This window comes from Celeribacter indicus (assembly GCF_000819565.1).
Lineage (GTDB): Bacteria > Pseudomonadota > Alphaproteobacteria > Rhodobacterales > Rhodobacteraceae > Celeribacter > Celeribacter indicus.
In genome coordinates, this window is sequence record NZ_CP004393.1 from 3,949,733 (window position 1) to 3,968,770 (window position 19,038).

At 65.6% G+C, this 19,038-nt stretch carries 21 protein-coding genes; 8 read left to right on the plus strand and 13 right to left on the minus strand.

The genetic code is table 11. From position 1 onward, the window contains the following. Window positions 1–264: 264 nt before the first annotated feature. The 5 genes from P73_RS19425 to P73_RS19445 all read left to right on the plus strand — a co-directional run bounded on the left by P73_RS19425 (window position 265) and on the right by P73_RS19445 (window position 4,892). Window positions 265–2,244, plus strand: a complete 1,980-nt coding sequence (locus tag P73_RS19425; RefSeq protein WP_043870870.1) for a protein meaA — start codon at window positions 265–267, stop codon at window positions 2,242–2,244. Window positions 2,245–2,281: 37 nt separating this feature from the next. Then, window positions 2,282–2,557, plus strand: coding sequence for an acylphosphatase (locus P73_RS19430; protein ID WP_052453600.1), 276 nt, complete (start codon window positions 2,282–2,284; stop codon window positions 2,555–2,557). A 77-nt stretch (window positions 2,558–2,634) separates the two neighbouring features. Beyond that, window positions 2,635–3,342: a purine-nucleoside phosphorylase gene (deoD, locus tag P73_RS19435; protein WP_043870872.1), complete on the plus strand. Its 708-nt coding sequence runs from the start codon at window positions 2,635–2,637 to the stop codon at window positions 3,340–3,342. Window positions 3,343–3,406: 64 nt separating this feature from the next. After that, a complete protein-coding gene (locus P73_RS19440; RefSeq protein WP_043870873.1) occupies window positions 3,407–3,868 on the plus strand; it encodes a hypothetical protein in 462 nt (153 codons plus the stop codon). Between the two features lie 34 nt (window positions 3,869–3,902). Beyond that, window positions 3,903–4,892 carry an aldo/keto reductase gene (locus P73_RS19445; RefSeq protein WP_245629200.1) on the plus strand — a complete coding sequence of 330 codons (990 nt, stop codon included), beginning with the start codon at window positions 3,903–3,905 and terminating at the stop codon, window positions 4,890–4,892. A 61-nt stretch (window positions 4,893–4,953) separates the two neighbouring features. Here P73_RS19445 and P73_RS26040 read toward each other — a convergent pair whose 3' ends face one another. The 13 genes from P73_RS26040 to P73_RS19505 all read right to left on the minus strand — a co-directional run bounded on the left by P73_RS26040 (window position 4,954) and on the right by P73_RS19505 (window position 15,339). Further along, window positions 4,954–5,124, minus strand: coding sequence for a hypothetical protein (locus tag P73_RS26040; protein ID WP_158401960.1), 171 nt, complete (start codon window positions 5,122–5,124; stop codon window positions 4,954–4,956). A gap of 131 nt (window positions 5,125–5,255) precedes the next feature. Continuing rightward, on the minus strand, window positions 5,256–5,456 hold the full coding sequence (locus tag P73_RS19450; protein ID WP_043870874.1) for a hypothetical protein: 201 nt from the start codon (window positions 5,454–5,456) through the stop codon (window positions 5,256–5,258). A gap of 57 nt (window positions 5,457–5,513) precedes the next feature. Continuing rightward, the gene (gene creD, locus P73_RS19455; protein ID WP_074743281.1) at window positions 5,514–6,932 is read right to left on the minus strand and encodes a cell envelope integrity protein CreD; all 1,419 of its coding nucleotides are present in this window, start codon (window positions 6,930–6,932) and stop codon (window positions 5,514–5,516) included. A gap of 127 nt (window positions 6,933–7,059) precedes the next feature. Beyond that, on the minus strand, window positions 7,060–7,839 hold the full coding sequence (locus tag P73_RS19460) for a succinate dehydrogenase iron-sulfur subunit (protein WP_043870875.1): 780 nt from the start codon (window positions 7,837–7,839) through the stop codon (window positions 7,060–7,062). Window positions 7,840–8,001: 162 nt separating this feature from the next. Beyond that, the gene (locus tag P73_RS19465) at window positions 8,002–8,826 is read right to left on the minus strand and encodes a polysaccharide pyruvyl transferase family protein (RefSeq protein ID WP_052453427.1); all 825 of its coding nucleotides are present in this window, start codon (window positions 8,824–8,826) and stop codon (window positions 8,002–8,004) included. Window positions 8,827–8,884: 58 nt separating this feature from the next. Further along, entirely contained in the window at window positions 8,885–10,693 is a 1,809-nt protein-coding gene (gene sdhA, locus P73_RS19470) for a succinate dehydrogenase flavoprotein subunit (protein ID WP_043870876.1), read from the minus strand. Window positions 10,694–10,715: 22 nt separating this feature from the next. Beyond that, the gene (locus tag P73_RS19475) at window positions 10,716–11,090 is read right to left on the minus strand and encodes a succinate dehydrogenase, hydrophobic membrane anchor protein (RefSeq protein ID WP_043870877.1); all 375 of its coding nucleotides are present in this window, start codon (window positions 11,088–11,090) and stop codon (window positions 10,716–10,718) included. 11 nt (window positions 11,091–11,101) lie between these two features. Further along, window positions 11,102–11,491, minus strand: coding sequence for a succinate dehydrogenase, cytochrome b556 subunit (gene sdhC / locus P73_RS19480; RefSeq protein ID WP_043870878.1), 390 nt, complete (start codon window positions 11,489–11,491; stop codon window positions 11,102–11,104). 294 nt (window positions 11,492–11,785) lie between these two features. Further along, entirely contained in the window at window positions 11,786–12,817 is a 1,032-nt protein-coding gene (locus P73_RS19485; protein WP_043870879.1) for a MaoC family dehydratase, read from the minus strand. Between the two features lies 1 nt (window position 12,818). After that, window positions 12,819–13,022: a DUF1737 domain-containing protein gene (locus P73_RS19490; RefSeq protein WP_043870880.1), complete on the minus strand. Its 204-nt coding sequence runs from the start codon at window positions 13,020–13,022 to the stop codon at window positions 12,819–12,821. A 10-nt stretch (window positions 13,023–13,032) separates the two neighbouring features. After that, entirely contained in the window at window positions 13,033–13,581 is a 549-nt protein-coding gene (locus tag P73_RS19495; protein WP_043870881.1) for an NnrU family protein, read from the minus strand. A 49-nt stretch (window positions 13,582–13,630) separates the two neighbouring features. Beyond that, entirely contained in the window at window positions 13,631–14,485 is an 855-nt protein-coding gene (locus P73_RS19500) for an HpcH/HpaI aldolase/citrate lyase family protein (protein WP_043870882.1), read from the minus strand. Between the two features lie 98 nt (window positions 14,486–14,583). After that, window positions 14,584–15,339: a sulfite exporter TauE/SafE family protein gene (locus P73_RS19505; protein ID WP_043870883.1), complete on the minus strand. Its 756-nt coding sequence runs from the start codon at window positions 15,337–15,339 to the stop codon at window positions 14,584–14,586. A gap of 170 nt (window positions 15,340–15,509) precedes the next feature. Here P73_RS19505 and mdh point away from each other — a divergent pair, with 170 nt between their 5' ends. From mdh to sucC, 3 genes are all read left to right on the plus strand, one after another. Next, a complete protein-coding gene (mdh, locus tag P73_RS19510) occupies window positions 15,510–16,472 on the plus strand; it encodes a malate dehydrogenase (protein WP_043870884.1) in 963 nt (320 codons plus the stop codon). An 81-nt stretch (window positions 16,473–16,553) separates the two neighbouring features. Beyond that, entirely contained in the window at window positions 16,554–17,552 is a 999-nt protein-coding gene (locus P73_RS24580; RefSeq protein ID WP_083373479.1) for a glycosyltransferase family 2 protein, read from the plus strand. Between the two features lie 289 nt (window positions 17,553–17,841). Continuing rightward, the gene (gene sucC / locus P73_RS19520) at window positions 17,842–19,035 is read left to right on the plus strand and encodes an ADP-forming succinate--CoA ligase subunit beta (protein ID WP_043870885.1); all 1,194 of its coding nucleotides are present in this window, start codon (window positions 17,842–17,844) and stop codon (window positions 19,033–19,035) included. The last annotated feature ends 3 nt before the right edge of the window (window positions 19,036–19,038 follow it).

A 19,038-nucleotide genomic window follows, 5' to 3' on the forward strand; every position in this document is an offset into this window, starting at 1 on the left:
TAATATAATTTCGTGCGCAATATTTCAATTATTTTTCATCATATTTTGAAATTAAATAATCTCATGGATTTCAAAATTCCTATCCAAGCGGGGGGCTGGAAAGAGAAAAATCCCAAAATCCCGCAGAAATTTCCTTGCGTCATTCCCCGACGGCCCGACATTCAGCGCCCCCGCCGCATTGCGGCGAATTGACAATGCCACAATATTTTACGCATAACTCAAATCGAGAAATATTGTTTCTTCGCCAATCTGGGGAGATCTGCCATGTCGGACGCGAAAACGGAGATCGCACGGGACAAGCCCTGGCTGTTCCGCACCTATGCCGGTCATTCGACCGCACAGGCCTCGAACGCGCTCTATCGCACCAACCTGTCCAAGGGGCAGACCGGGCTGTCCGTGGCCTTCGACCTGCCGACGCAGACCGGCTACGACAGCGATCACGAGCTTGCCAGGGGCGAGGTCGGCAAGGTCGGCGTGCCGGTCGCGCATCTGGGCGACATGCGGATGCTGTTCGATGAGATCCCGCTGGAACAGATGAACACCTCGATGACGATCAACGCGACCGCGCCATGGCTCCTCGCGCTCTATATCGCAGTGGCGGAGGAACAGGGCGCGGATGTCTCGAAACTTCAGGGCACGGTCCAGAACGACATCATCAAGGAATATCTCTCGCGCGGCACCTATGTCTGTCCGCCGCACCCCTCGCTCAGGATGATCACCGACGTTGCCGCCTATACGCGCGAACATCTGCCGAAATGGAACCCGATGAACGTCTGTTCCTACCATTTGCAGGAGGCCGGCGCGACGCCGGAGCAGGAACTGGCCTTCGCGCTGGCCACCGCCATCGCCGTTCTCGACGATCTCAAGAAAAAGGTGCCGGCCGAGGCCTTCCCCGCCATGGTCGGGCGGATCTCCTTCTTCGTGAACGCGGGCATCCGCTTCGTCACCGAAATGTGCAAGATGCGCGCCTTCGTCGAGCTGTGGGACGAGATCACGCGCGACCGCTACGGCGTCGAGGATCCGAAGTTCCGCCGCTTCCGCTACGGCGTGCAGGTGAACAGCCTCGGCCTGACCGAACAGCAGCCGGAAAACAACGTCTACCGCATCCTGATCGAGATGCTCGCCGTGACGCTCAGCAAGAACGCCCGCGCCCGCGCGGTGCAGCTTCCGGCCTGGAACGAGGCACTGGGCCTGCCGCGCCCCTTCGATCAGCAATGGTCGCTCCGGATGCAGCAGATCCTCGCCTACGAGACCGACCTGCTTGAATATGACGACCTGTTCGAGGACAATCCGGCGGTGGAGCGGAAGGTCGCGGCGCTGAAGGAGGGCGCGCGCGCCGAGCTCGACACGCTCGACGGGATGGGCGGGGCCATCGGCGCGATCGACTACATGAAATCGCGCCTCGTGGAGGCGAATGCCGAGCGGATCAGCCGGATCGAGGAGGGCGAGACCGTGGTCGTGGGCGTGAACCGCTGGACCGTCGGAGAGCCTTCCCCGCTCACCACCGGCGAAGGCGCGATCATGAAGGCCGATCCGGAGGCCGAAGCCGACCAGATCGGGCGGCTGAACGCGTGGCGCACGGAGCGCGACGAGGCGGCGGTGAAGGCCGCTCTGGCACGGCTGCGTCAGGCGGCACAGGACGGCACCAACATCATGCCCGCCTCCATCGAGGCGGCGAAGGCCGGCGCGACCACCGGCGAATGGGGCGACGTGGTCCGCGCGGTCTTCGGCCAGTATCGCGGGCCCACCGGCGTCTCCGCGAACCCGTCGAACCGCACCGAAGGGCTCGACGGGATCCGCGACGAGGTGGCGCGCGTGTCTGCCGCCCTCGGGCGCAGGCTCAAGTTCCTCGTGGGCAAGCCCGGCCTCGACGGCCACTCGAACGGCGCCGAACAGATCGCCGCGCGCGCCCGCGATGTCGGCATGGACATCACCTACGAGGGCATCCGCCTCACCCCCGCCGAGATCGTCGAAGCGGCGGGACGTGACGCGGCGCATGTCGTGGGCCTGTCGATCCTGTCGGGCTCGCACCTGCCGCTCATCGCGGATCTCATCGAGCGGATGCGCGCGGCAGGGCTCGGCCATGTCCCGGTGATCGTCGGCGGCATCATTCCCGAGGAGGACGCCACGCGCCTGCGCGCCATGGGCGTTGCGCGCGTCTACACGCCCAAGGATTTCGAACTGAACCGCATCATGTTCGACATCGTCGGCCTCGTCGACCCGGCCTCGAAGGCCGCCGAATGACGTTGACGCACGGCCCCGGCGCCATAGCTTGATCGCCATGGCACAGCTTTCGCGTCACATCCGCATCACCGGCCGCGTCCAGGGCGTCGCCTACCGCGCCTGGACCAAGGCGCGCGCCGATGCGCTCGACCTCTCCGGCTGGGTCCGCAACGAGGAGGACGGATCCGTCACGGCGCTCGTCTCCGGCCCGGACGCAGCGGTCGAGGAGATGTGCACCGCCTTCTGGGACGGCCCCGGCGCGGCGGCGGTCAGCGATGTGCGCGTCACCTCCGCGCAGGCACCCGACGACACAGGCTTCCGCATCCTGCGGTGACGTCGCGGCCCGCGATCTTGCCCTTTCCGCCCGAGCGGCTAGGCTGGCACTCCAACCGCAATCGCAGGAAAGCCGACATGCCGACGCCCCATATCTCCGCCGCCAAAGGCGACATCGCCGAAACCGTCCTCCTGCCCGGCGATCCGCGGCGCGCGAAATGGGCGGCCGAGACCTTTCTCGAGGAGGCCCGGCTGGTGAACGAGGTGCGGGGCATGTACGGCTATACCGGCCTGTGGAAGGGCAACCGTGTCACCATCCACGGCTCCGGCATGGGCATGCCCTCCCTGTCGATCTACGCCAACGAGCTCATCACCGAATATGGCGCCAGGACGCTGATCCGCATCGGCTCCGCCGGCGCCATGCAGGAGCGGATCAGGCTGCGGGACATCGTCATCGCCATGACCGCCACCACGCTCTCGACCCCCTCCCGCGGCATCTTCCGCGAGCTGAACTTCGCGCCCTGCGCCGATTACGGGCTTCTGGAGGCCGCGGTGGCCGCCGCGCGCAGGCGCGAGGTCGGCGTCCATGTCGGCGGAATCTATTCCTCGGACGTCTTCTACGACGAACGCCCGGACCTCAACGAGATCATGGTGCGGCACGGCATCCTCGGGGTGGAGATGGAGACTGCCGAGCTCTACAACCTCGCAGCCCGCCACGGCGTCCGCGCGCTCGGCATCATGACCGTCTCCGATCACCTGCTCACCCATGAGGCCCTGCCGTCGGACGACCGCGAACGCAGCTTCGGCGACATGGTCGAGATCGCGCTCGAGGCGGCCTTTGCCTGAGGCTTGATCGGAATCGCGCGACGGGTCACTCTTTCGGGGCACAGCCCATCGTGAAGAGTGATCCATGCGCGCCCTGTTCAGCCTCCTCTCTCTCGCCCTGCCCCTTGCGCTGCCCCTGCCGCTGGCCGCGCAGGACTGGCCCAATCTCGACCCCGCCCTCTTTTCCGACCTCGCGGGAAAACCCGAACATGTGGAGGCATCCTTCTTCCTGCCGAACCACGCCGACCCGGCCCAGGCGACCGAGGCGCTCGGCGTTGTCTATGAATGGATCGAGGGCTCGGCCGGATCGACCTCCATCGCGGTCGGCCATTTCAGCGTGATGCAGGAGCCGGTCTCGCTTGCCTATCTCGGCCCGGTGTCCGGCGTGTTCGGCCACCAGCCGCGGGACACGGCGTTTTTCCCGGAGCGCATCGAATTGACCATGACCACGCTCAAGGATGACGATCCACGCTGTTGCCCCTCCGGCGAAACACGTTACTCTGTGGACCGGTCCACCCGCGAGGCAGAGGTGCTCTGGAGCCGGTGAACCGTCTTTCACGACGCGCAACAAAGGATTTTTCATGACGATGCCCAAACGCCGCCTCGGTGCGGAGGGTCCGACGGTCTCTGCCATCGGCTTCGGAAGCATGAGCTTCGGCGGGTTCTTCGGTCCCGCCGACGACGATACCAGCCTCGAAACGCTCGCCGCCGTCGCGGCCGCCGGGATCGACTTCTGGGACACGGCGAATATCTACGGCATGGGCCGGGCAGAACGGATCGTCGGGCAGTATCTGAAACAGACCGGCGCCAGGATCACACTGGCCACGAAGGCCGGGATCATCCCCGGCCCGCCGCGCCACTACTCGAACGATGCGGACTATATCCGCGCCGAACTCGAAAGCTCGCTTCAGAAGCTGAACCGGGACAAGGTGGAACTCTACTACATCCACCGCCGCGAGGAGAAACGCCCCGTCGAGGAGGTCGCCGAAACCATGGGCCGGCTCATCGAGGAAGGGCTGATCGACGCCTGGGGACTGTCGGAGGTCGCGCCCTCCACGATCCGGCGGGCACACAGGGTCGTGCCCCTCACCGCGGTGCAGAACGAATATTCGCTCTGGACGCGGCTGCCCGAACTCGGGGTGATCCAGACCTGCGAGGACCTCGGCATCGCCTTCATCCCCTTCTCCCCCATCGGGCGCGGCGCCCTGGGTGTGGGCGATCTCGATCCGCAGAGTTTCGGGAGCCACGATTTCCGCAAGCAGAACCCCCGCTTCCTGGAGCCGAACTGGTCGGAGAACATGGACTATATCCGCGCCTTCCGCCGCTTCGCCGAAGACAAGGGCGTCACGCCTCCGGCCCTCGCGATCGCCTGGGTGCTGCACCAGGGCGACCACCTGATCCCGATCCCCGGCACCCGTACCGCGGAACACCTTGCGGACTGGGCGCAGGCCGCGGAGATCGGTCTGTCGGAGGACGATCTCTGGGAGATCGAACAGATCCTGCCCGCGGGCTGGGCGGCAGGCGACCGCTATTCGGACACGCAGCTTTTCGGCGTGGAACGCTACTGCTGACATGCGAAAGCCCCGCCTCTCGTCGGAGCGCGGGGCTTTTCAACCGGACGAGCGCCTGGGATCAGGCCTCGTAATAGGCGTACATCTGTTCGAGGGCCGCGAGCTTGCGCGGGGCGATCTCTTCGCTCACCTTCACCGCCGGCGTGGCCGGGGCGTAATATTCGAGCCAGTCGGCAACCTTGATCGCGGCTTTCTCGGCATCCTTGGTCAGGGCGGCATCGTGCAGGGTCATCGTCTCATCTCCGTTCGGGGTCTTTCGGCCCTCCCTTGACCCCGGACTTAGGATGCAAACCCCGCGGGCACAGCCCCCTTTCGGCGCATAGTCGCCATGCCCTCGCTGCAACGCAGAAAAACCGCCGGATTTCAGGGTGCTGGCTTTGCCGCACAGAAACGCGGCTCGCCCTTTTCCGTGCGCGTCGACCCGCCGCAGACCGGACAGGCCCAGTCGATCCCCTCCGCATCGCGCCCCGTCTGGCGCCAGCGGCAATCGGCGGTGCGCCCGCTGCGCATCAGGTAGAGGCCGAGATAGACAGCGATCACGATGAGGGGAAGCAGAACCAGCATATCCCTGCCCTAGCGCAAAGCGCCGCCGGGGGGAACGGCGGCGCGGTCACGCTTGGGTTACTTCTGCGGCGGACCGGCGGCGGGCGCGGGTTTCTCCCGCTTCGTCCGGCCCCAGAAGGTCGTGCCCTCCGGCCCGTACCAGTCCTCGTTGCGGGTGAAATACATCGTCGCCGCGAGCGCGACGAAGGCAAGGCTCGCCCCGGCCAGAAGCGCGTAATCCGCCGATTGCAGGATCAGGTAGAGCACCCCGTAAAGCACGACGAGCATCAGCGCGAGCACCGCGGTCCGCTTCCCGAGCTTCAGCCCCACCCAGCCGAAGAAGGTCAGGAGCAGGATCGTCGCCCCCGCCGCCACGCCATAGGCGGCGGCAAATCCGATCTGTTCGGAATAGGCGACCATCAGCAGGACGAAGATCGACTGCGCCAGCCCGATGAGGATGTATTGCACCGGATGCGCCGGGCGTTCCGTCCCGCGTTCCACCAGCAGCACGGTGAGGAAAGTGAGCGCGATGAAGAGGATCGAGTAATTCGCCGCGCGGAAGGACTTCTGATAGAAATCGTTCGGCTCGATCAGGTCCACGCCGAAGGCCATGCCATACCGCAGCGCGTCGGTGTAGTCCTCCCGCGTGATCTGCGGCAGCGTCCGCGCGAGATGCGGGATCGTCCAGGTGGCGGAAAAGCCCTCCTCCGTGATCTCGGACCCATCCGGCAGAAAGGCCCCGCCGAAGCTCGGATGCGGCCAGTCGGAGGTGAGCGTCACCGAGGTCTGCCGCCCCACCGGCGCGATCTGGAAGGACTGCGCGCCGTTGAGCGTGAGCGCGAGGCGGTAGTCCCCCCGCGCACGCGGGTCGCCGAGGCTCGCCATGATCCCCGCCGCACGGTCCGCGGAGGCGATGGGTTCGAGCGGCTCCTCGGTCCCGTCGACCGTCAGCACCGCCTCGCCGCGCAGCGCCGCGTTCGACGACAGCGAAAGCACGAGCCGTGCCTGATCCCAGAGGATCGCCTCCTCGCCCTGCGCCTGCGCCGCGATCTCCTCGGTCGGAAAGTCGAACTGCATGACGAGCGCCGCACGATAGACCGGCACGGTGAAGATCCCGCGCTTGCGCACCTCGGTCTCCGTGTCCACCTCCACGTCGAAGCGGCGCGGGTAGACATGGATCGGCGCACGGGGCACGGTCACGCGCCGCGTCACCTGCCGCGCGCGCGGCGTTCCGTCGGCATTCATCACCACCTCGCCCGTCTCCGGGTCGACCACCGGCTCGCTCTCGGTCCGCTCCACCGTCTCCTCGACCGGCACGACGAGCAGGGGGCCGGCGATCACCTGCTCTCCGCCCCATTCCTGCCCGACCTCCCGGAGCGTGCTCTGGGAATAGGTCTTCCGGCTCTGCACGATGTCGGAGACGAAGAACAGCGGAATGAACATGAGAAGCGTCAGCAGGGCGACGATCAGGAAACGGGCACCAATGGATTTGCGCATGACTACAGCCTCTGGAAGTTTTTCCGGACGATGTTCCGTTCCGCCGCCGGGCGCAAGGGGAAGTCCCCGCAAAAGAAAACCCCGCCGGAGGGCGGGGTCTTCGGATCGTGCGCAGGGACGGCGCGGCTCAGTGCGCGCGTTCGAGCATCATCTTCTTGATATGCGCGATGGCCGCGGCCGGGTTGAGACCCTTCGGGCAGGTCTTCGCGCAGTTCATGATCGTGTGGCAGCGATAGAGCTTGAACGGATCCTCGAGCTGGTCGAGCCGCTCGCCCGTCGCCTCGTCGCGCGAGTCGATGATCCAGCGATAGGCGTGCAGGAGCGCAGCCGGGCCGAGGTACTTGTCGCCGTTCCACCAGTAGGACGGGCAGGCCGTCGAACAGGAAGCGCACATCACGCATTCATAGAGACCGTCGAGCTTCTTGCGGTCTTCGATCGACTGGCGCCATTCCTTCTCGGGACGGTTGGTCTTGGTCTCGAGCCAGGGCATGATCGAGGCATGCTGCGCATAGAAATGCGTCAGGTCCGGGATCAGGTCCTTCACCACCGGCATGTGCGGCAGCGGGTAGATCTTCACGTCGCCCCGGATCTCGTCGAGCCCGTAGATGCACGCCAGCGTATTGATCCCGTCGATGTTCATCGCGCAGGAGCCACAGATCCCCTCGCGGCAGGACCGGCGGAAGGTCAGCGTCGGGTCGATCTCGTTCTTGATCTTGATCAGCGCGTCGAGAACCATCGGACCGCATTTGTCCATATCGACGAAATAGGTGTCGACACTCGGATTCCTGTCGTCCTCGGGATTGAAGCGATAGATCTGGAACTTGCGCAGATTGGTCGCGCCCTCGGGCTTCGGCCAGGTCTTGCCGGTCACGATCCGCGAATTTTTGGGAAGGTTGAATTGAACCATGTCAGTCCTCCTTGCGGCGCGGGGCCGGCCTCTCGTGTTTGGGCCCGCGTGCGGGTCTTCCGTTTATGATGCCCCTGGGGGCGTTGTGTGATTTCCGGTCGAGAGAGACATGCACCGGTTCCCCGGTGCCCGCCTCCGCCTTATCCGGGATGTGACGCAGGATCATACCGCCACCTCCATCTCGAACGCGGCCGGAACCTTGGGCGCGTTCGCGGTTTTGAGTTCTGTCGGGAAACTGTCGAACAACCGATGTTGTGCGGCACGTATCCCTTCCGCGTAGGAAATTCCGGGAACGCCCGCCTCCAGCACGGCGCCAATCGCGGAGAGCGGCACCGGCAAGGGCAAAGCCCGCCCGATCCCCGCGGCGTAATCGTAGAATTTCAGCCGCGCAAAGGGATGATTTCCCGCCGGGTCGAGCCAGACATTCGGCACCCCGAAGGCATCCGCGATGATCAGCCCGTGCAAGCTCGACGAGAAGATCGCCTTGCAGGAGGCAATCTCCCGCACGACATCGAGATGATTTTCCGCACGGGGATCAATCACCACGAGGTCCTGCCGGCTTCCCCGCAGCAATTCGGTGATCTCCTCCACCCGAGACTGGTGAGGAACGATGCCGATCTTGTCCTCCTGCGCGATCCTTTCGCCCAGAACGAAGGGCATCAGGAGCCCCGGATCGCCGAAGATCTCGGTCTCAGCACCCAAAAGCTCGCGGGTGACGGGGCCACGCAGAGCCGCAATGCGAACGTGATCCACGAAATCGGCGGGCAGCGGCTTCATCGCCCCCGTTCCCCATATCCACGGCCGGTCGGCGCGACCGCTTTTGAAACTGCGCCGCGCCGCAGACATGATGCTGCCCGTGGAGATCAGCGCCGCAGCCCGCGGGGGAGCCCACTCCACCTCCTGGCCGGAAACATGGGCAACGATATCCCCGGAGATGCGATCTCCGAAGTTCGGCTGCTCATTCCACCAGAAAAGTTTCAGGGTCATGGATCGTGTCCGGTTACAGGAGATGGCCGCCCGGAGAGCGGCCATGCAGGTCGCTGGATCAGAACGTCCGCGCTTTCGGCGCGATCTTCTTGAGGCTGATGCCGCCTTCCGCTTCGGTGGTCAGCGGCGCCTCGATGATCGGGCGATAGCTCAGTTCGACGCTGTTGCCGTCCACGCGGGCAATCGTGTGGATACGCCAGTTCTTGTCGTCGCGCTCGGGGTAATCCTCGTGGGCATGCGCCCCGCGGCTCTCCTTGCGCGCCTCGGCGCCGACGATCGTCGCAAGCGCGTTCGGCATGAGGTTCGTGAGCTCGAGCGTCTCCATCAGGTCGGAGTTCCACACCAGCGTGCGATCGGTGACATGCAGGTCGTCGAGCTTCGCGGCAACGGAGGTCATCTTCTCCACGCCTTCCTTCAGCGTCTTGTCGGTGCGGAACACGGCGGCGTCGGCCTGCATCGTGCGCTGCATCTCGAGGCGCAGCTCGGCGGTCGGCGTGCCGCCATTGGCGTGGCGCAGGCTGTCGAACCGGGCAAAGGCCTTGTCCACGGAGGCGCGGTTCAGCTCCGGGTTCGGCGCGGCCTTGTCGACGACCTGGCCCGCGCGGATCGCGGCGGCCCGGCCGAAGACGACGAGGTCGATCAGCGAGTTGGACCCGAGGCGGTTCGCCCCGTGCACGGAGGCACAGCCCGCCTCGCCCACCGCCATCAGCCCCGGCACCACGGCGGTCGGGTTGTCCGCCGTCGGGTTCAGCACCTCGCCGTGATAGTTCGTCGGAATGCCGCCCATGTTGTAATGCACGGTCGGCAGGACGGGGATCGGCTCCTTGGTCACGTCCACGCCGGCAAAGATCTTCGCGCTCTCGGAAATGCCCGGAAGGCGTTCGGCCAGCGCCTCCGCCGGAAGGTGGCTGAGGTTGAGGAAGATGTGGTCCTTGTGCTCGCCCACGCCGCGGCCCTCGCGGATCTCCATCGTCATCGAGCGGGACACATAATCCCGCGGCGCGAGGTCCTTGTAGGTCGGCGCGTAGCGTTCCATGAACCGCTCGCCCTCGGAGTTGGTGAGATAACCACCCTCGCCGCGCGCGCCCTCGGTGATCAGGCAGCCGGAGCCATAGATGCCGGTCGGGTGGAACTGCACGAATTCCATGTCCTGAAGCGCCAGACCCGCGCGCGCCACCATGCCGCCACCGTCGCCGGTGCAGGTATGCGCCGAGGTCGCGGAGAAATAGGCACGGCCATAGCCGCCGGTGGCCAGCACGACCATCTTGGCGTTGAAGACGTGGAAGGTGCCGTCGTCGAGCTTCCAGCAGACCACGCCCTGACATTGCCCGTCCTCGGACATGATCAGGTCGATCGCGAAATATTCGATGTAGAATTCGGCGTTGTTCTTCACCGACTGGCCGTAGAGCGTGTGCAGGATCGCGTGGCCGGTGCGGTCGGCGGCGGCGCAGGTGCGCTGCACCGGCGGGCCTTCACCGAATTCGGTGGTGTGGCCGCCGAAGGGGCGCTGGTAGATCTTGCCTTCTTCGGTACGCGAAAACGGCACACCGTAATGCTCGAGCTCGTAGACGGCCTTGGGCGCTTCGCGGGCAAGGTATTCCATCGCGTCGGTGTCGCCGAGCCAGTCGGAGCCCTTCACCGTGTCGTACATGTGCCATTGCCAGTTGTCCGGCCCCATGTTGGACAGCGAGGCGGCGATGCCGCCCTGCGCGGCCACCGTGTGAGAGCGCGTCGGGAACACCTTCGTCACGCACGCGGTGCGCAGGCCCTGCTCGGCCATGCCGAGGGTGGCGCGCAGACCGGAGCCGCCCGCACCGACCACAACCACGTCATATTCGTGCGTTTCGTATTCGTATGCTGCTGTCATTGTCTTTAGTCCTTGCCGCGCGTCACTGAAGAGCGAGTTTCAAGAGAGCGAAGAGGCCAGTGGCCATCAGCGTATAGGCGAACGCGTTCGCGGCGATCAGCGTCAGCTTGCGGGGAATTCCGCCGATGTAATCCTCGATGGCGTCGATGGCCTCCATCAGGAAATGGGAGATGCCGACGACCAGCGCCAGCGCCATGACGATCACGACGAACGGATGGCTGAAATAGGCGAGCACCTCCTCCCGCGTGCCGCCGAGGCCCGCGCCGAAGGTGAAGACGGCAAGCGGCACGAGCACGACCAGAAGGACCGAGGTGACGAGGATCTTCCAGTGGAAATCCGTTCCGCTCCGTCCGGAGCCGAGCCCGGTTGCGCCTTTGCGATCGGTGAGAAAATTCATGTCTGCCTCCCTTACACCACGACGGCCGTGACGACGGCCAGCACGGTGGCCCCGATGAACATGCCCCACCCCATCTTCTCGGAGCGCGGAACGTCGAGCATATAGCCGAAATCCCAGATCACATGGCGCAGGCGGCCGAACATGTGATACCAGAGCGCCCAGGATGCGAGGAACAGCACCAGGTCGCCGAACCAGCTGCGCAGCAGCCCGTCGATGAAGCCGAAGGCGCTCTCGGACGTCGCCGCGGCCAGCAGCCACCAGACGACGAGGAAGACCGTCCCCAGCGATGCGATTCCGGTGATCCGCACCATGATCGAGGAGATCGAGGTCATCTGCGGCCGGTAATACGGCCCGATCATAAAGGGGGACAGCGGTCTGTTGCCGCGATTCACATCAGCCATGCTCGATGTCCTTTCACGAGTGATGCGGGTTGCGATTTGGCTTTCCTATAAACCTTTCTGCGACCGAGTCACCACCTGTGAGCGCTAAATCCGCCGGATTTGACCGATTTACGCCACTCTCGCCTCCATATGTGATCACAAGATTTATCGTGTGATCACATAAATCGCAGACCAGCCTTTTCCGAGTTTTTTTCTAGGTTTTTCAGGGATCCGAATCCCGTCCCCCCGATGAAACCGGCCGCGCCGGAGGCACGCGGCCAGCCCCTGCGATCACAAATCCGGCGCCGGCCGCACTCAGACCGGCATCAGCGCCCAGTAATCGAGATCGAGCAGCACGTCGGGGTGATATTTCCCCTCCTCCGTCCTCAGGGCGAACTCCGGCGCCCCATGCCTGTAGGCCACGAGACGCAGCCGCACCGCCCCCACGCCGGGTGCCGGCGTCTCCGCCTTGTCGAGCACCTCGCTCCAGGCCCGCACCGTGTCGCCGGCGAAACAGGGATTGGCATGTGCTCCGCCGTTCAGCCCGACGATCATCTGCGCATTGGCGAGCCCGTTGAAGGACAGCGCACGGGCGAGCGAGATCACATGCCCGCCATAGATCAGACGCCTGCCGTCCTCGCGATGCGTCGCGTCGAAATGCACTTTCGCGGTGTTCTGCCAGAGCCGGGTCGCCATCATGTGCTCGGCGTCCTCGATGGTCACCCCGTCCACATGGTCGATCTTCTCCCCGATCCCGTAATCGCCGAAGCGATGCGCCTCGCCAGCGAGCCCGAAATCGTATTGCAGGAAATCGAGCCCCTCGGGGACCACCAGATCCGCCGCATCGAGGGCGCCCTTGAGATCGGGAATGACCGTCTCCGGCGCGGGCGCCTCGGGATCGCGCTTGCGCACCATGACCCAGCGCACATAGTCGAGCACCGGCTCGTCCCACTGGTTGAACCCGGTCGTGCGCACATAGACGACGCCGGACCTGCCGTTCGAATTCTGCTTCAGCCCGATCACCTCGGACACCGCACGCAGGGTGTCGCCCGGCCAGACGGGTTTCAGCCACCGCCCCTCGGCATAGCCGAGATTGGCGACGGCGTTGAGCGAGATATCCGGGACCGACTTGCCGAAGACGACATGGAAGGCGATCAGCTCGTCGAGCGGCGACTGGTCGAAGCCGCACCGTTCCGCGAACTCGTCCGAGCTGAAAAGCGCATGGCGGGCGGGATAGAGCGCGTGATACAGCGCTCGTTCGCCGGTGGTGACGGTGCGCGGCACCGCATGGTCGATCCGCTGCCCGATGCTGTAATCCTCGAAGAAATGCCCCGGATTGGTCTTCACCTCACAGCCCTCCCAACTTGACGTCGGGCGAATACTCCCCCTCCGCCTCCTTGATCACTGCCTGCGCACAGCGCATCTTTCCCGTGCCGTGGTCATAGGCGTAGCTGGGCGATCCGTGGAGCTCCCAGCCCTTGTTCAGCGCCTCCGTCACCTTGTGGCAAAAGGCCGAGGTGTCGTCTTCGGTGAGCAGCCTGTAGGCTTTCATCCGCATCTCCTTACATCGGGAAGGGCGAGGGCCCGACCCAGCCATGAACCACCCCGATCACCCCGTAGAGGACGATCGAGGCGACAAGGAACATCGCGTCCTTGCCGAATGTGCCGCGCGGCCGCCCCGCCCACTGCGGTTCGGCGCGGTCGATCGCGGCGATCTCCACGAGCGCCCAGAGGAGCAGCCCGCCGAACAGGACGATGGAGGCCAGATCGCCGTTCACCAGCAGATGCGCCAGCGCCCAGAGCGCGAAGCCCAGAAGCATCGGGTGGCGCAGCCGGTTCAGCACCACGCCCTTCGCCGGAGCCGGGCTCATCATGTAGATCGCGACCAGCACCATCAGGTTGTTGAGATGGCGCAGGAAAGCGGGCGGCTCCCAGACCGGCAGGAGCGGGCTCGCCCGGAACCCGACCACCATCAGCACGACGGCGAGGAGCAGGGCGAGCGCAACGGCGCCCTTCCCCCTGCGGCCCAGCCGCTCGCGCGATGCCGGGGCGAGCCGCGCGAACAGATGCGCCCCCGCCCAGATGAGAACCCCGAGAATGAGAATAGGCATGGCTGTCTCCTTTCCACGGGGCGCGCGCGCACGCATACCTGCGCCGCCGTCACCCCATGGCCTGAATGGCGTCGTGTTTCGCGAGCGTCGCCCGCGCCGTCACGATATGCAGGTTCTCGACGATTTTACCATCCACGACCGCAACCCCCTGCCCGGCGCGTTCGGCCTCCTCGAAGGCGGCGATCTGCCGCTGCGCGAGCGCGATTTCCGCCTCGGTCGGCGCAAAGGCCGCATTCGCGGTTTCAAGCTGCGCGGGGTGAATGAGGCTCTTGCCGTCGAACCCCATGTCCCGCCCCTGCTCGCATTCCGCGCGCAGCCCCTCCTCGTCCTTAAAGGCGTTATAGACCCCGTCGATCGCGACAATGCCATGAGCCCGCGCCGCGATCAGGCACAGGTGCAGCCCGCCCATCATCGGCAGCCGGTCCGCCCGGAAGCGCGTGTTCAGCTCCTTCGCCAGATCGTTCGTCCCCATCACGAAGCCCGCCATGCGCGGATGCGCCGCGATCTCCGCAGCGTTCAACATGCCCTTCGGCGTCTCCATCATCGCCCAGAGCGGCACCTCGGGAATGGCCTGCGCCAGCTCTTCCACCATCGCCGCGCTCTCCACCTTCGGCAGGAGGATGCCGTCGATCGCGGTTCCGGCAAAGGCCGCCACGTCGTCGCGGCCCCATGGCGTGTCGAACCCGTTCACCCGCACGATCTTTGCCCGGTTGCCGTAGCCGCCCGCCGCCAGCACCCCCTTCAGCACCCCGCGCGCCCCGACCTTCTCGTCGGGGGCCACCGCGTCCTCGAGGTCGAAGAGAATGGCGTCGCAGGCCAGCCCCCTCGCCTTTTCGAGCGCGCGCTCCTTCGATCCGGGAATATAGAGGGCCGAGCGATAGGGGCGGGTCGCGATACCGGTCATGATTCTTTTTCCTCCGCAATATTGTTGCGCAAGAGGCCACAGAAACGCACCAAATCGCAAGGAAAAATTTCCGCAGCGCAGAAACCCCGCCGCCCTGCCTATCCGGTCAGCGCGTCGAAGATGAGCTTCGTCCCCGTGATCACAAGGAAGACATAAGCAAGCGCGAAGAAGGCGCGCTCCGGGATCCGGTGGTGCAGCCAGGCTCCGGCGAGAACACCCACCACCGCCGCAGGCACGAGGGTCAGATCGGCCACCAGGCTCTCCCGGCTGAAGATCCCGACAAAGCTGTAGGGCACCACCTTCATCAGGTTCACCGCCCAGAACACCAGCACGCTCGTCGCCTGATAGGTCGTCTTGTCCATCTTCTGCGACAGCATGTAGACGGCGGCCGGCGGCCCTCCGGCATGGCTGATGAAGCTCGTGAACCCGGTCACCGCGCCCCAGAAGATCCCCGCCCCGCGCCCGAGCGCGCGCCGCGCCGGACGGATCCAGCCCCGCGCCCGCGCAAGCTGCCAGCCCACGAAACCCAGCGCGACCGCACCGATCAGCGCCTTGAATACCCGCGGATCGGCCATGCCGTAGAGCAGCGTGCCGAAAAGGATGCCGGGCACCGCCCCCGCGATCAGCACGAGCGCGATCCGGGTGTCCCACTTGCGCCAGAACATGCGCAGCGCGGTCACATCCATCACCATCAGCAGCGGCAGCATCAGCCCGACCGCCTGTCCCGGCGTCAGAATCAGCGCGAGGAACGGCGTCGCCGCAAAGGCCGCCGCCGACCCGAACCCGCCCTTGGACATGCCGGCGAAAATGACGGCGGGAACGGCGAACAGGTAGAATTCCAGATCCAGCAACATCGCGGACGCCCCTTCGGTATGCACTTGCATGCGAGAATTTCGGCAGCTTCCCGGCCGGTTTAACGCTAACGCGGGCGGAAACCAACCGGCATGCCGCAGCGCAGCCTTGCGTGAACGCGCCTTAAGGGCTACCCATGCGCCAATCTCACCAACTGTTTGGAGACTGATCCATGGCCCGACCCAAGATTGCCCTCATCGGCGCAGGTCAAATCGGCGGCACGCTCGCCCACCTCGCAGCCATCAAGGAACTCGGCGATGTCGTCCTCTTCGACATCGCGGAAGGCACCCCGCAGGGCAAGGCGCTCGATATCGCCGAATCCGGTCCGTCCGAGGGCTTCGACGCCACGCTCAAGGGCACGAACGATTACGCCGACATCGCGGGCGCGGATGTCTGCATCGTCACCGCCGGCGTGCCGCGCAAGCCCGGCATGTCCCGCGACGATCTCCTCGGCATCAACCTCAAGGTCATGAAATCCGTCGGCGAAGGCATCAAGGCGCACGCCCCGAACGCCTTCGTGATCTGCATCACCAACCCGCTCGACGCGATGGTCTGGGCGCTCCAGCAATATTCCGGCCTCCCCACGAACAAGGTCGTCGGCATGGCCGGCGTGCTCGACTCCGCGCGCTTCCGCCACTTCCTCTCCGTGGAATTCGGCGTGTCGATGAAGGACGTCACCGCCTTCGTGCTCGGCGGCCACGGCGACACGATGGTGCCCTCCGTGCGCTACTCCACCGTCGGCGGCATCCCCCTCCCGGATCTCGTGGACATGGGCTGGACCACCCAGGACAAGCTCGACGCGATCGTGCAGCGCACCCGTGACGGCGGCGCCGAGATCGTCGGCCTGCTGAAGACCGGCTCCGCCTTCTACGCCCCGGCGACCTCCGCCATCGAGATGGCCGAGGCCTATCTCAAGGACCAGAAGCGCGTGCTGCCCTGCGCCGCCTGGTGCGACGGCGAAATCGGCGTGAACGGCATGTATGTCGGCGTCCCGACCGTGATCGGCGCCGGCGGCATCGAGAAGATCGTCGACATCAAGCTCAACAAGGAAGAGCAGGCGATGTTCGACAAATCCGTGGACGCGGTGAAGGGCCTCGTCGAGGCCTGCAAGGGCATCGACAGCAACCTCGCCTGATCGTCCCGGCATGTGCTGAAAACGACCCCGCGCCCGCCCGGAGCGCGGGGTTTTCCTTTGGCGACCCCCGAAAGCACCGACATGACATCTTCCCCCACATGGGCCGTCGTGGCGCTGGTCGACGAACCCGCCCCGCTCGTCGCCGCCTTCGCCCGCCATCATCTCGCCCTCGGCGCCTCCGAGGTCCATCTCTTCCTCGACCGTCCCGACCCCGAGGCCGACCGCCTGCTCTCGGGCCTGTCCGGTTGCCGCCTCACCGTGCTCGACCAGGCCTTCTGGGACGCCACCAACCGCGGCCGCCGCCCCGAACGCCACACCGGGCGCCAACGCTTCGTCTCCACCCGCATCTACCGGCAGACCTCCTGCGACTGGCTGCTGCATTGCGATGCCGACGAATTCGTCTCCGACCGGGCCGCCCTCTCCGCCGCCCTCGCCTCCGCCGACCGCTCGAAGGGCCTGGTCCTGCGCAACCGCGAGCGCGTCTATCTCGCCGGCGATCCCGGCATGCACCTGTTCGGGGGCGCCTTCCGCACCCCCGTCGACTTCCCGGACGCCGACGCCGCGGCCGTCTACGGGGACTTCGCCCGATACCTCGCCCATGGCCTCACCGGCCATCGCGTCGGCAAGACCATCGTCCCGACCGGCCACGACTGGGAGATGGGCGTGCACCATCCGAAGCTGCCCGGCCCCGACCGGATCACGCCGGATCTCGCCCGCGCACCGGGGCGGATGCTCCTCCATTTCGACGGGCTCACGCCGCTCCATTATGCGCTGAAGCTGCTGCGCAAGGCATTCGAGAATTATTCCGGGCCCAAACGCCAGATCGGCGCGGCGCGCGAGAGGCAATACCGCTTCGTCCGCTCCCATGCCGGCCAGCCCGAAGAGGTCATGGCCCTGGTCCGCGGCGTGCAGCAGCTCGACGCGCGGCAGGCGGCAATGCTGGATGCCCTCGGCGTGCTCGACACGGCGCCGTTCCGTCCCCGCGACTGCGACGGCCTCGACCTCGGCCGCACCGGCTTCGATGCCCTCCTGCGCCACCGCGAGGCGGCGCTCTTCAGGACGGCCGGGTTTGACATGTGACGGGGCCGGAGCCGCCCGGAAACAGATGCCGCCCCGGCCTCGCCATCGCCCGCCCCGCCGGCGTCCCCCGCCTGCGAGCGCGCGCCTCCGCCCCGCCGGTCCCGACATGAATCTCCATTTGATTCGGCGCGTTGCGGCCCCTAGAAAATTTGTGATCACAGCAATCGCGCGTGTGATCACAAATCCCCGAAACATGCGCCAATTCCCGCTCAGCCCGCTGAAATCCCTTTTTTCCGGCCGCTGCCCTGTGTCATGTGAACCGCGATAGAACCAGGGAGAGGTATCTCTTATGAACATCCACGAGTATCAGGCGAAAGCCCTTCTCAAGGAATACGGCGCACCGGTTTCCGACGGTCGTGTCGTTCTCAACGCGACCGATGCGAAAACGGCGGCCGGAGAGCTCGACGGCCCGCTCTGGGTGGTGAAGGCCCAGATCCACGCCGGCGGCCGCGGCAAGGGCAAGTTCAAGGAAGCCGGCGCCGGCGAAAAGGGCGGCGTGCGCCTCGCCAAATCCGTCGAGGAAGCCGCGCAGCAAGCCCAGGCCATGCTCGGCCACACGCTCGTCACCCATCAGACCGGCCCCGCCGGCAAACAGGTGAACCGCATCTATATCGAGGACGGCTCCGATATCGAGCGTGAACTCTACCTCGCCCTGCTCGTCGACCGCCAGTCCTCCCGCGTCTCCATCGTCGCCTCCACCGAGGGCGGCATGGACATCGAGGAGGTCGCCGCGAACACGCCGGAGAAGATCCTCTCCTTCTCGATCGACCCCGCCACCAGCCTCCAGGGCTTCCACGGCCGCCGCGTCGCCTTCTCCCTCGGCCTGAGCGGCAAGCAGGTCAAGCAATGCGTGCAGCTCATCTCCAACCTCTACCGTCTCTTCGTCGAGAAGGACATGGAGATGCTCGAGATCAACCCGCTGATCGTCACCGATACGGGCGACCTGAAATGCCTCGACTGCAAGGCCGGCTTCGACGGCAACGCGCTCTACCGTCATCCCGACATCGTCGGCCTGCGCGACGAGACCGAGGAGGACTCCAAGGAGCTCGCCGCCTCCCAGCACGACCTGAACTACATCGCGCTCGACGGTGAGATCGGCTGCATGGTGAACGGCGCGGGCCTCGCCATGGCCACGATGGACATCATCAAGCTCTACGGCGCCGAACCGGCCAACTTCCTCGACGTGGGCGGCGGTGCGACCAAGGAGAAGGTGACAGAAGCCTTCAAGATCATCACCTCCGACGAGAACGTCAAAGGCATCCTCGTGAACATCTTCGGCGGCATCATGCGCTGCGACATCATCGCCGAGGGCGTGATCGCGGCGGTGAAGGAGGTGGGCCTCAAGGTTCCGCTCGTGGTGCGCCTCGAAGGCACCAACGTCGAGCTCGGCAAGGAGATCATCCAGAACTCCGGTCTGAACGTGATCGCGGCCGACGATCTCAAGGACGGCGCCCAGAAAATCGTGAAAGCAGTGAAGGGCTAACAG

Excerpts from the sequence above, each read along its gene's own strand:
- P73_RS19445 (WP_245629200.1), top strand. The coding sequence starts at position 3,903 with ATGACGATGCCCAAACGCCGCCTCGGTGCGGAGGGTCCGACGGTCTCT.
- P73_RS19450 (WP_043870874.1), bottom strand. The coding sequence starts at position 5,456 with ATGCTGGTTCTGCTTCCCCTCATCGTGATCGCTGTCTATCTCGGCCTC.
- sucC (WP_043870885.1), top strand. The coding sequence starts at position 17,842 with ATGAACATCCACGAGTATCAGGCGAAAGCCCTTCTCAAGGAATACGGC.
- P73_RS19495 (WP_043870881.1), bottom strand. The coding sequence starts at position 13,581 with ATGCCTATTCTCATTCTCGGGGTTCTCATCTGGGCGGGGGCGCATCTG.
- P73_RS19475 (WP_043870877.1), bottom strand. The coding sequence starts at position 11,090 with ATGAATTTTCTCACCGATCGCAAAGGCGCAACCGGGCTCGGCTCCGGA.
- P73_RS19505 (WP_043870883.1), bottom strand. The coding sequence starts at position 15,339 with ATGTTGCTGGATCTGGAATTCTACCTGTTCGCCGTTCCCGCCGTCATT.
- P73_RS19430 (WP_052453600.1), top strand. The coding sequence starts at position 2,282 with ATGGCACAGCTTTCGCGTCACATCCGCATCACCGGCCGCGTCCAGGGC.
- mdh (WP_043870884.1), top strand. The coding sequence starts at position 15,510 with ATGGCCCGACCCAAGATTGCCCTCATCGGCGCAGGTCAAATCGGCGGC.
- P73_RS19440 (WP_043870873.1), top strand. The coding sequence starts at position 3,407 with ATGCGCGCCCTGTTCAGCCTCCTCTCTCTCGCCCTGCCCCTTGCGCTG.
- sdhC (WP_043870878.1), bottom strand. The coding sequence starts at position 11,491 with ATGGCTGATGTGAATCGCGGCAACAGACCGCTGTCCCCCTTTATGATC.
- creD (WP_074743281.1), bottom strand. The coding sequence starts at position 6,932 with ATGCGCAAATCCATTGGTGCCCGTTTCCTGATCGTCGCCCTGCTGACG.
- P73_RS19460 (WP_043870875.1), bottom strand. The coding sequence starts at position 7,839 with ATGGTTCAATTCAACCTTCCCAAAAATTCGCGGATCGTGACCGGCAAG.
- P73_RS19465 (WP_052453427.1), bottom strand. The coding sequence starts at position 8,826 with ATGACCCTGAAACTTTTCTGGTGGAATGAGCAGCCGAACTTCGGAGAT.
- P73_RS24580 (WP_083373479.1), top strand. The coding sequence starts at position 16,554 with ATGACATCTTCCCCCACATGGGCCGTCGTGGCGCTGGTCGACGAACCC.
- P73_RS19425 (WP_043870870.1), top strand. The coding sequence starts at position 265 with ATGTCGGACGCGAAAACGGAGATCGCACGGGACAAGCCCTGGCTGTTC.
- P73_RS26040 (WP_158401960.1), bottom strand. The coding sequence starts at position 5,124 with ATGACCCTGCACGATGCCGCCCTGACCAAGGATGCCGAGAAAGCCGCG.
- sdhA (WP_043870876.1), bottom strand. The coding sequence starts at position 10,693 with ATGACAGCAGCATACGAATACGAAACGCACGAATATGACGTGGTTGTG.
- deoD (WP_043870872.1), top strand. The coding sequence starts at position 2,635 with ATGCCGACGCCCCATATCTCCGCCGCCAAAGGCGACATCGCCGAAACC.
- P73_RS19490 (WP_043870880.1), bottom strand. The coding sequence starts at position 13,022 with ATGAAAGCCTACAGGCTGCTCACCGAAGACGACACCTCGGCCTTTTGC.
- P73_RS19500 (WP_043870882.1), bottom strand. The coding sequence starts at position 14,485 with ATGACCGGTATCGCGACCCGCCCCTATCGCTCGGCCCTCTATATTCCC.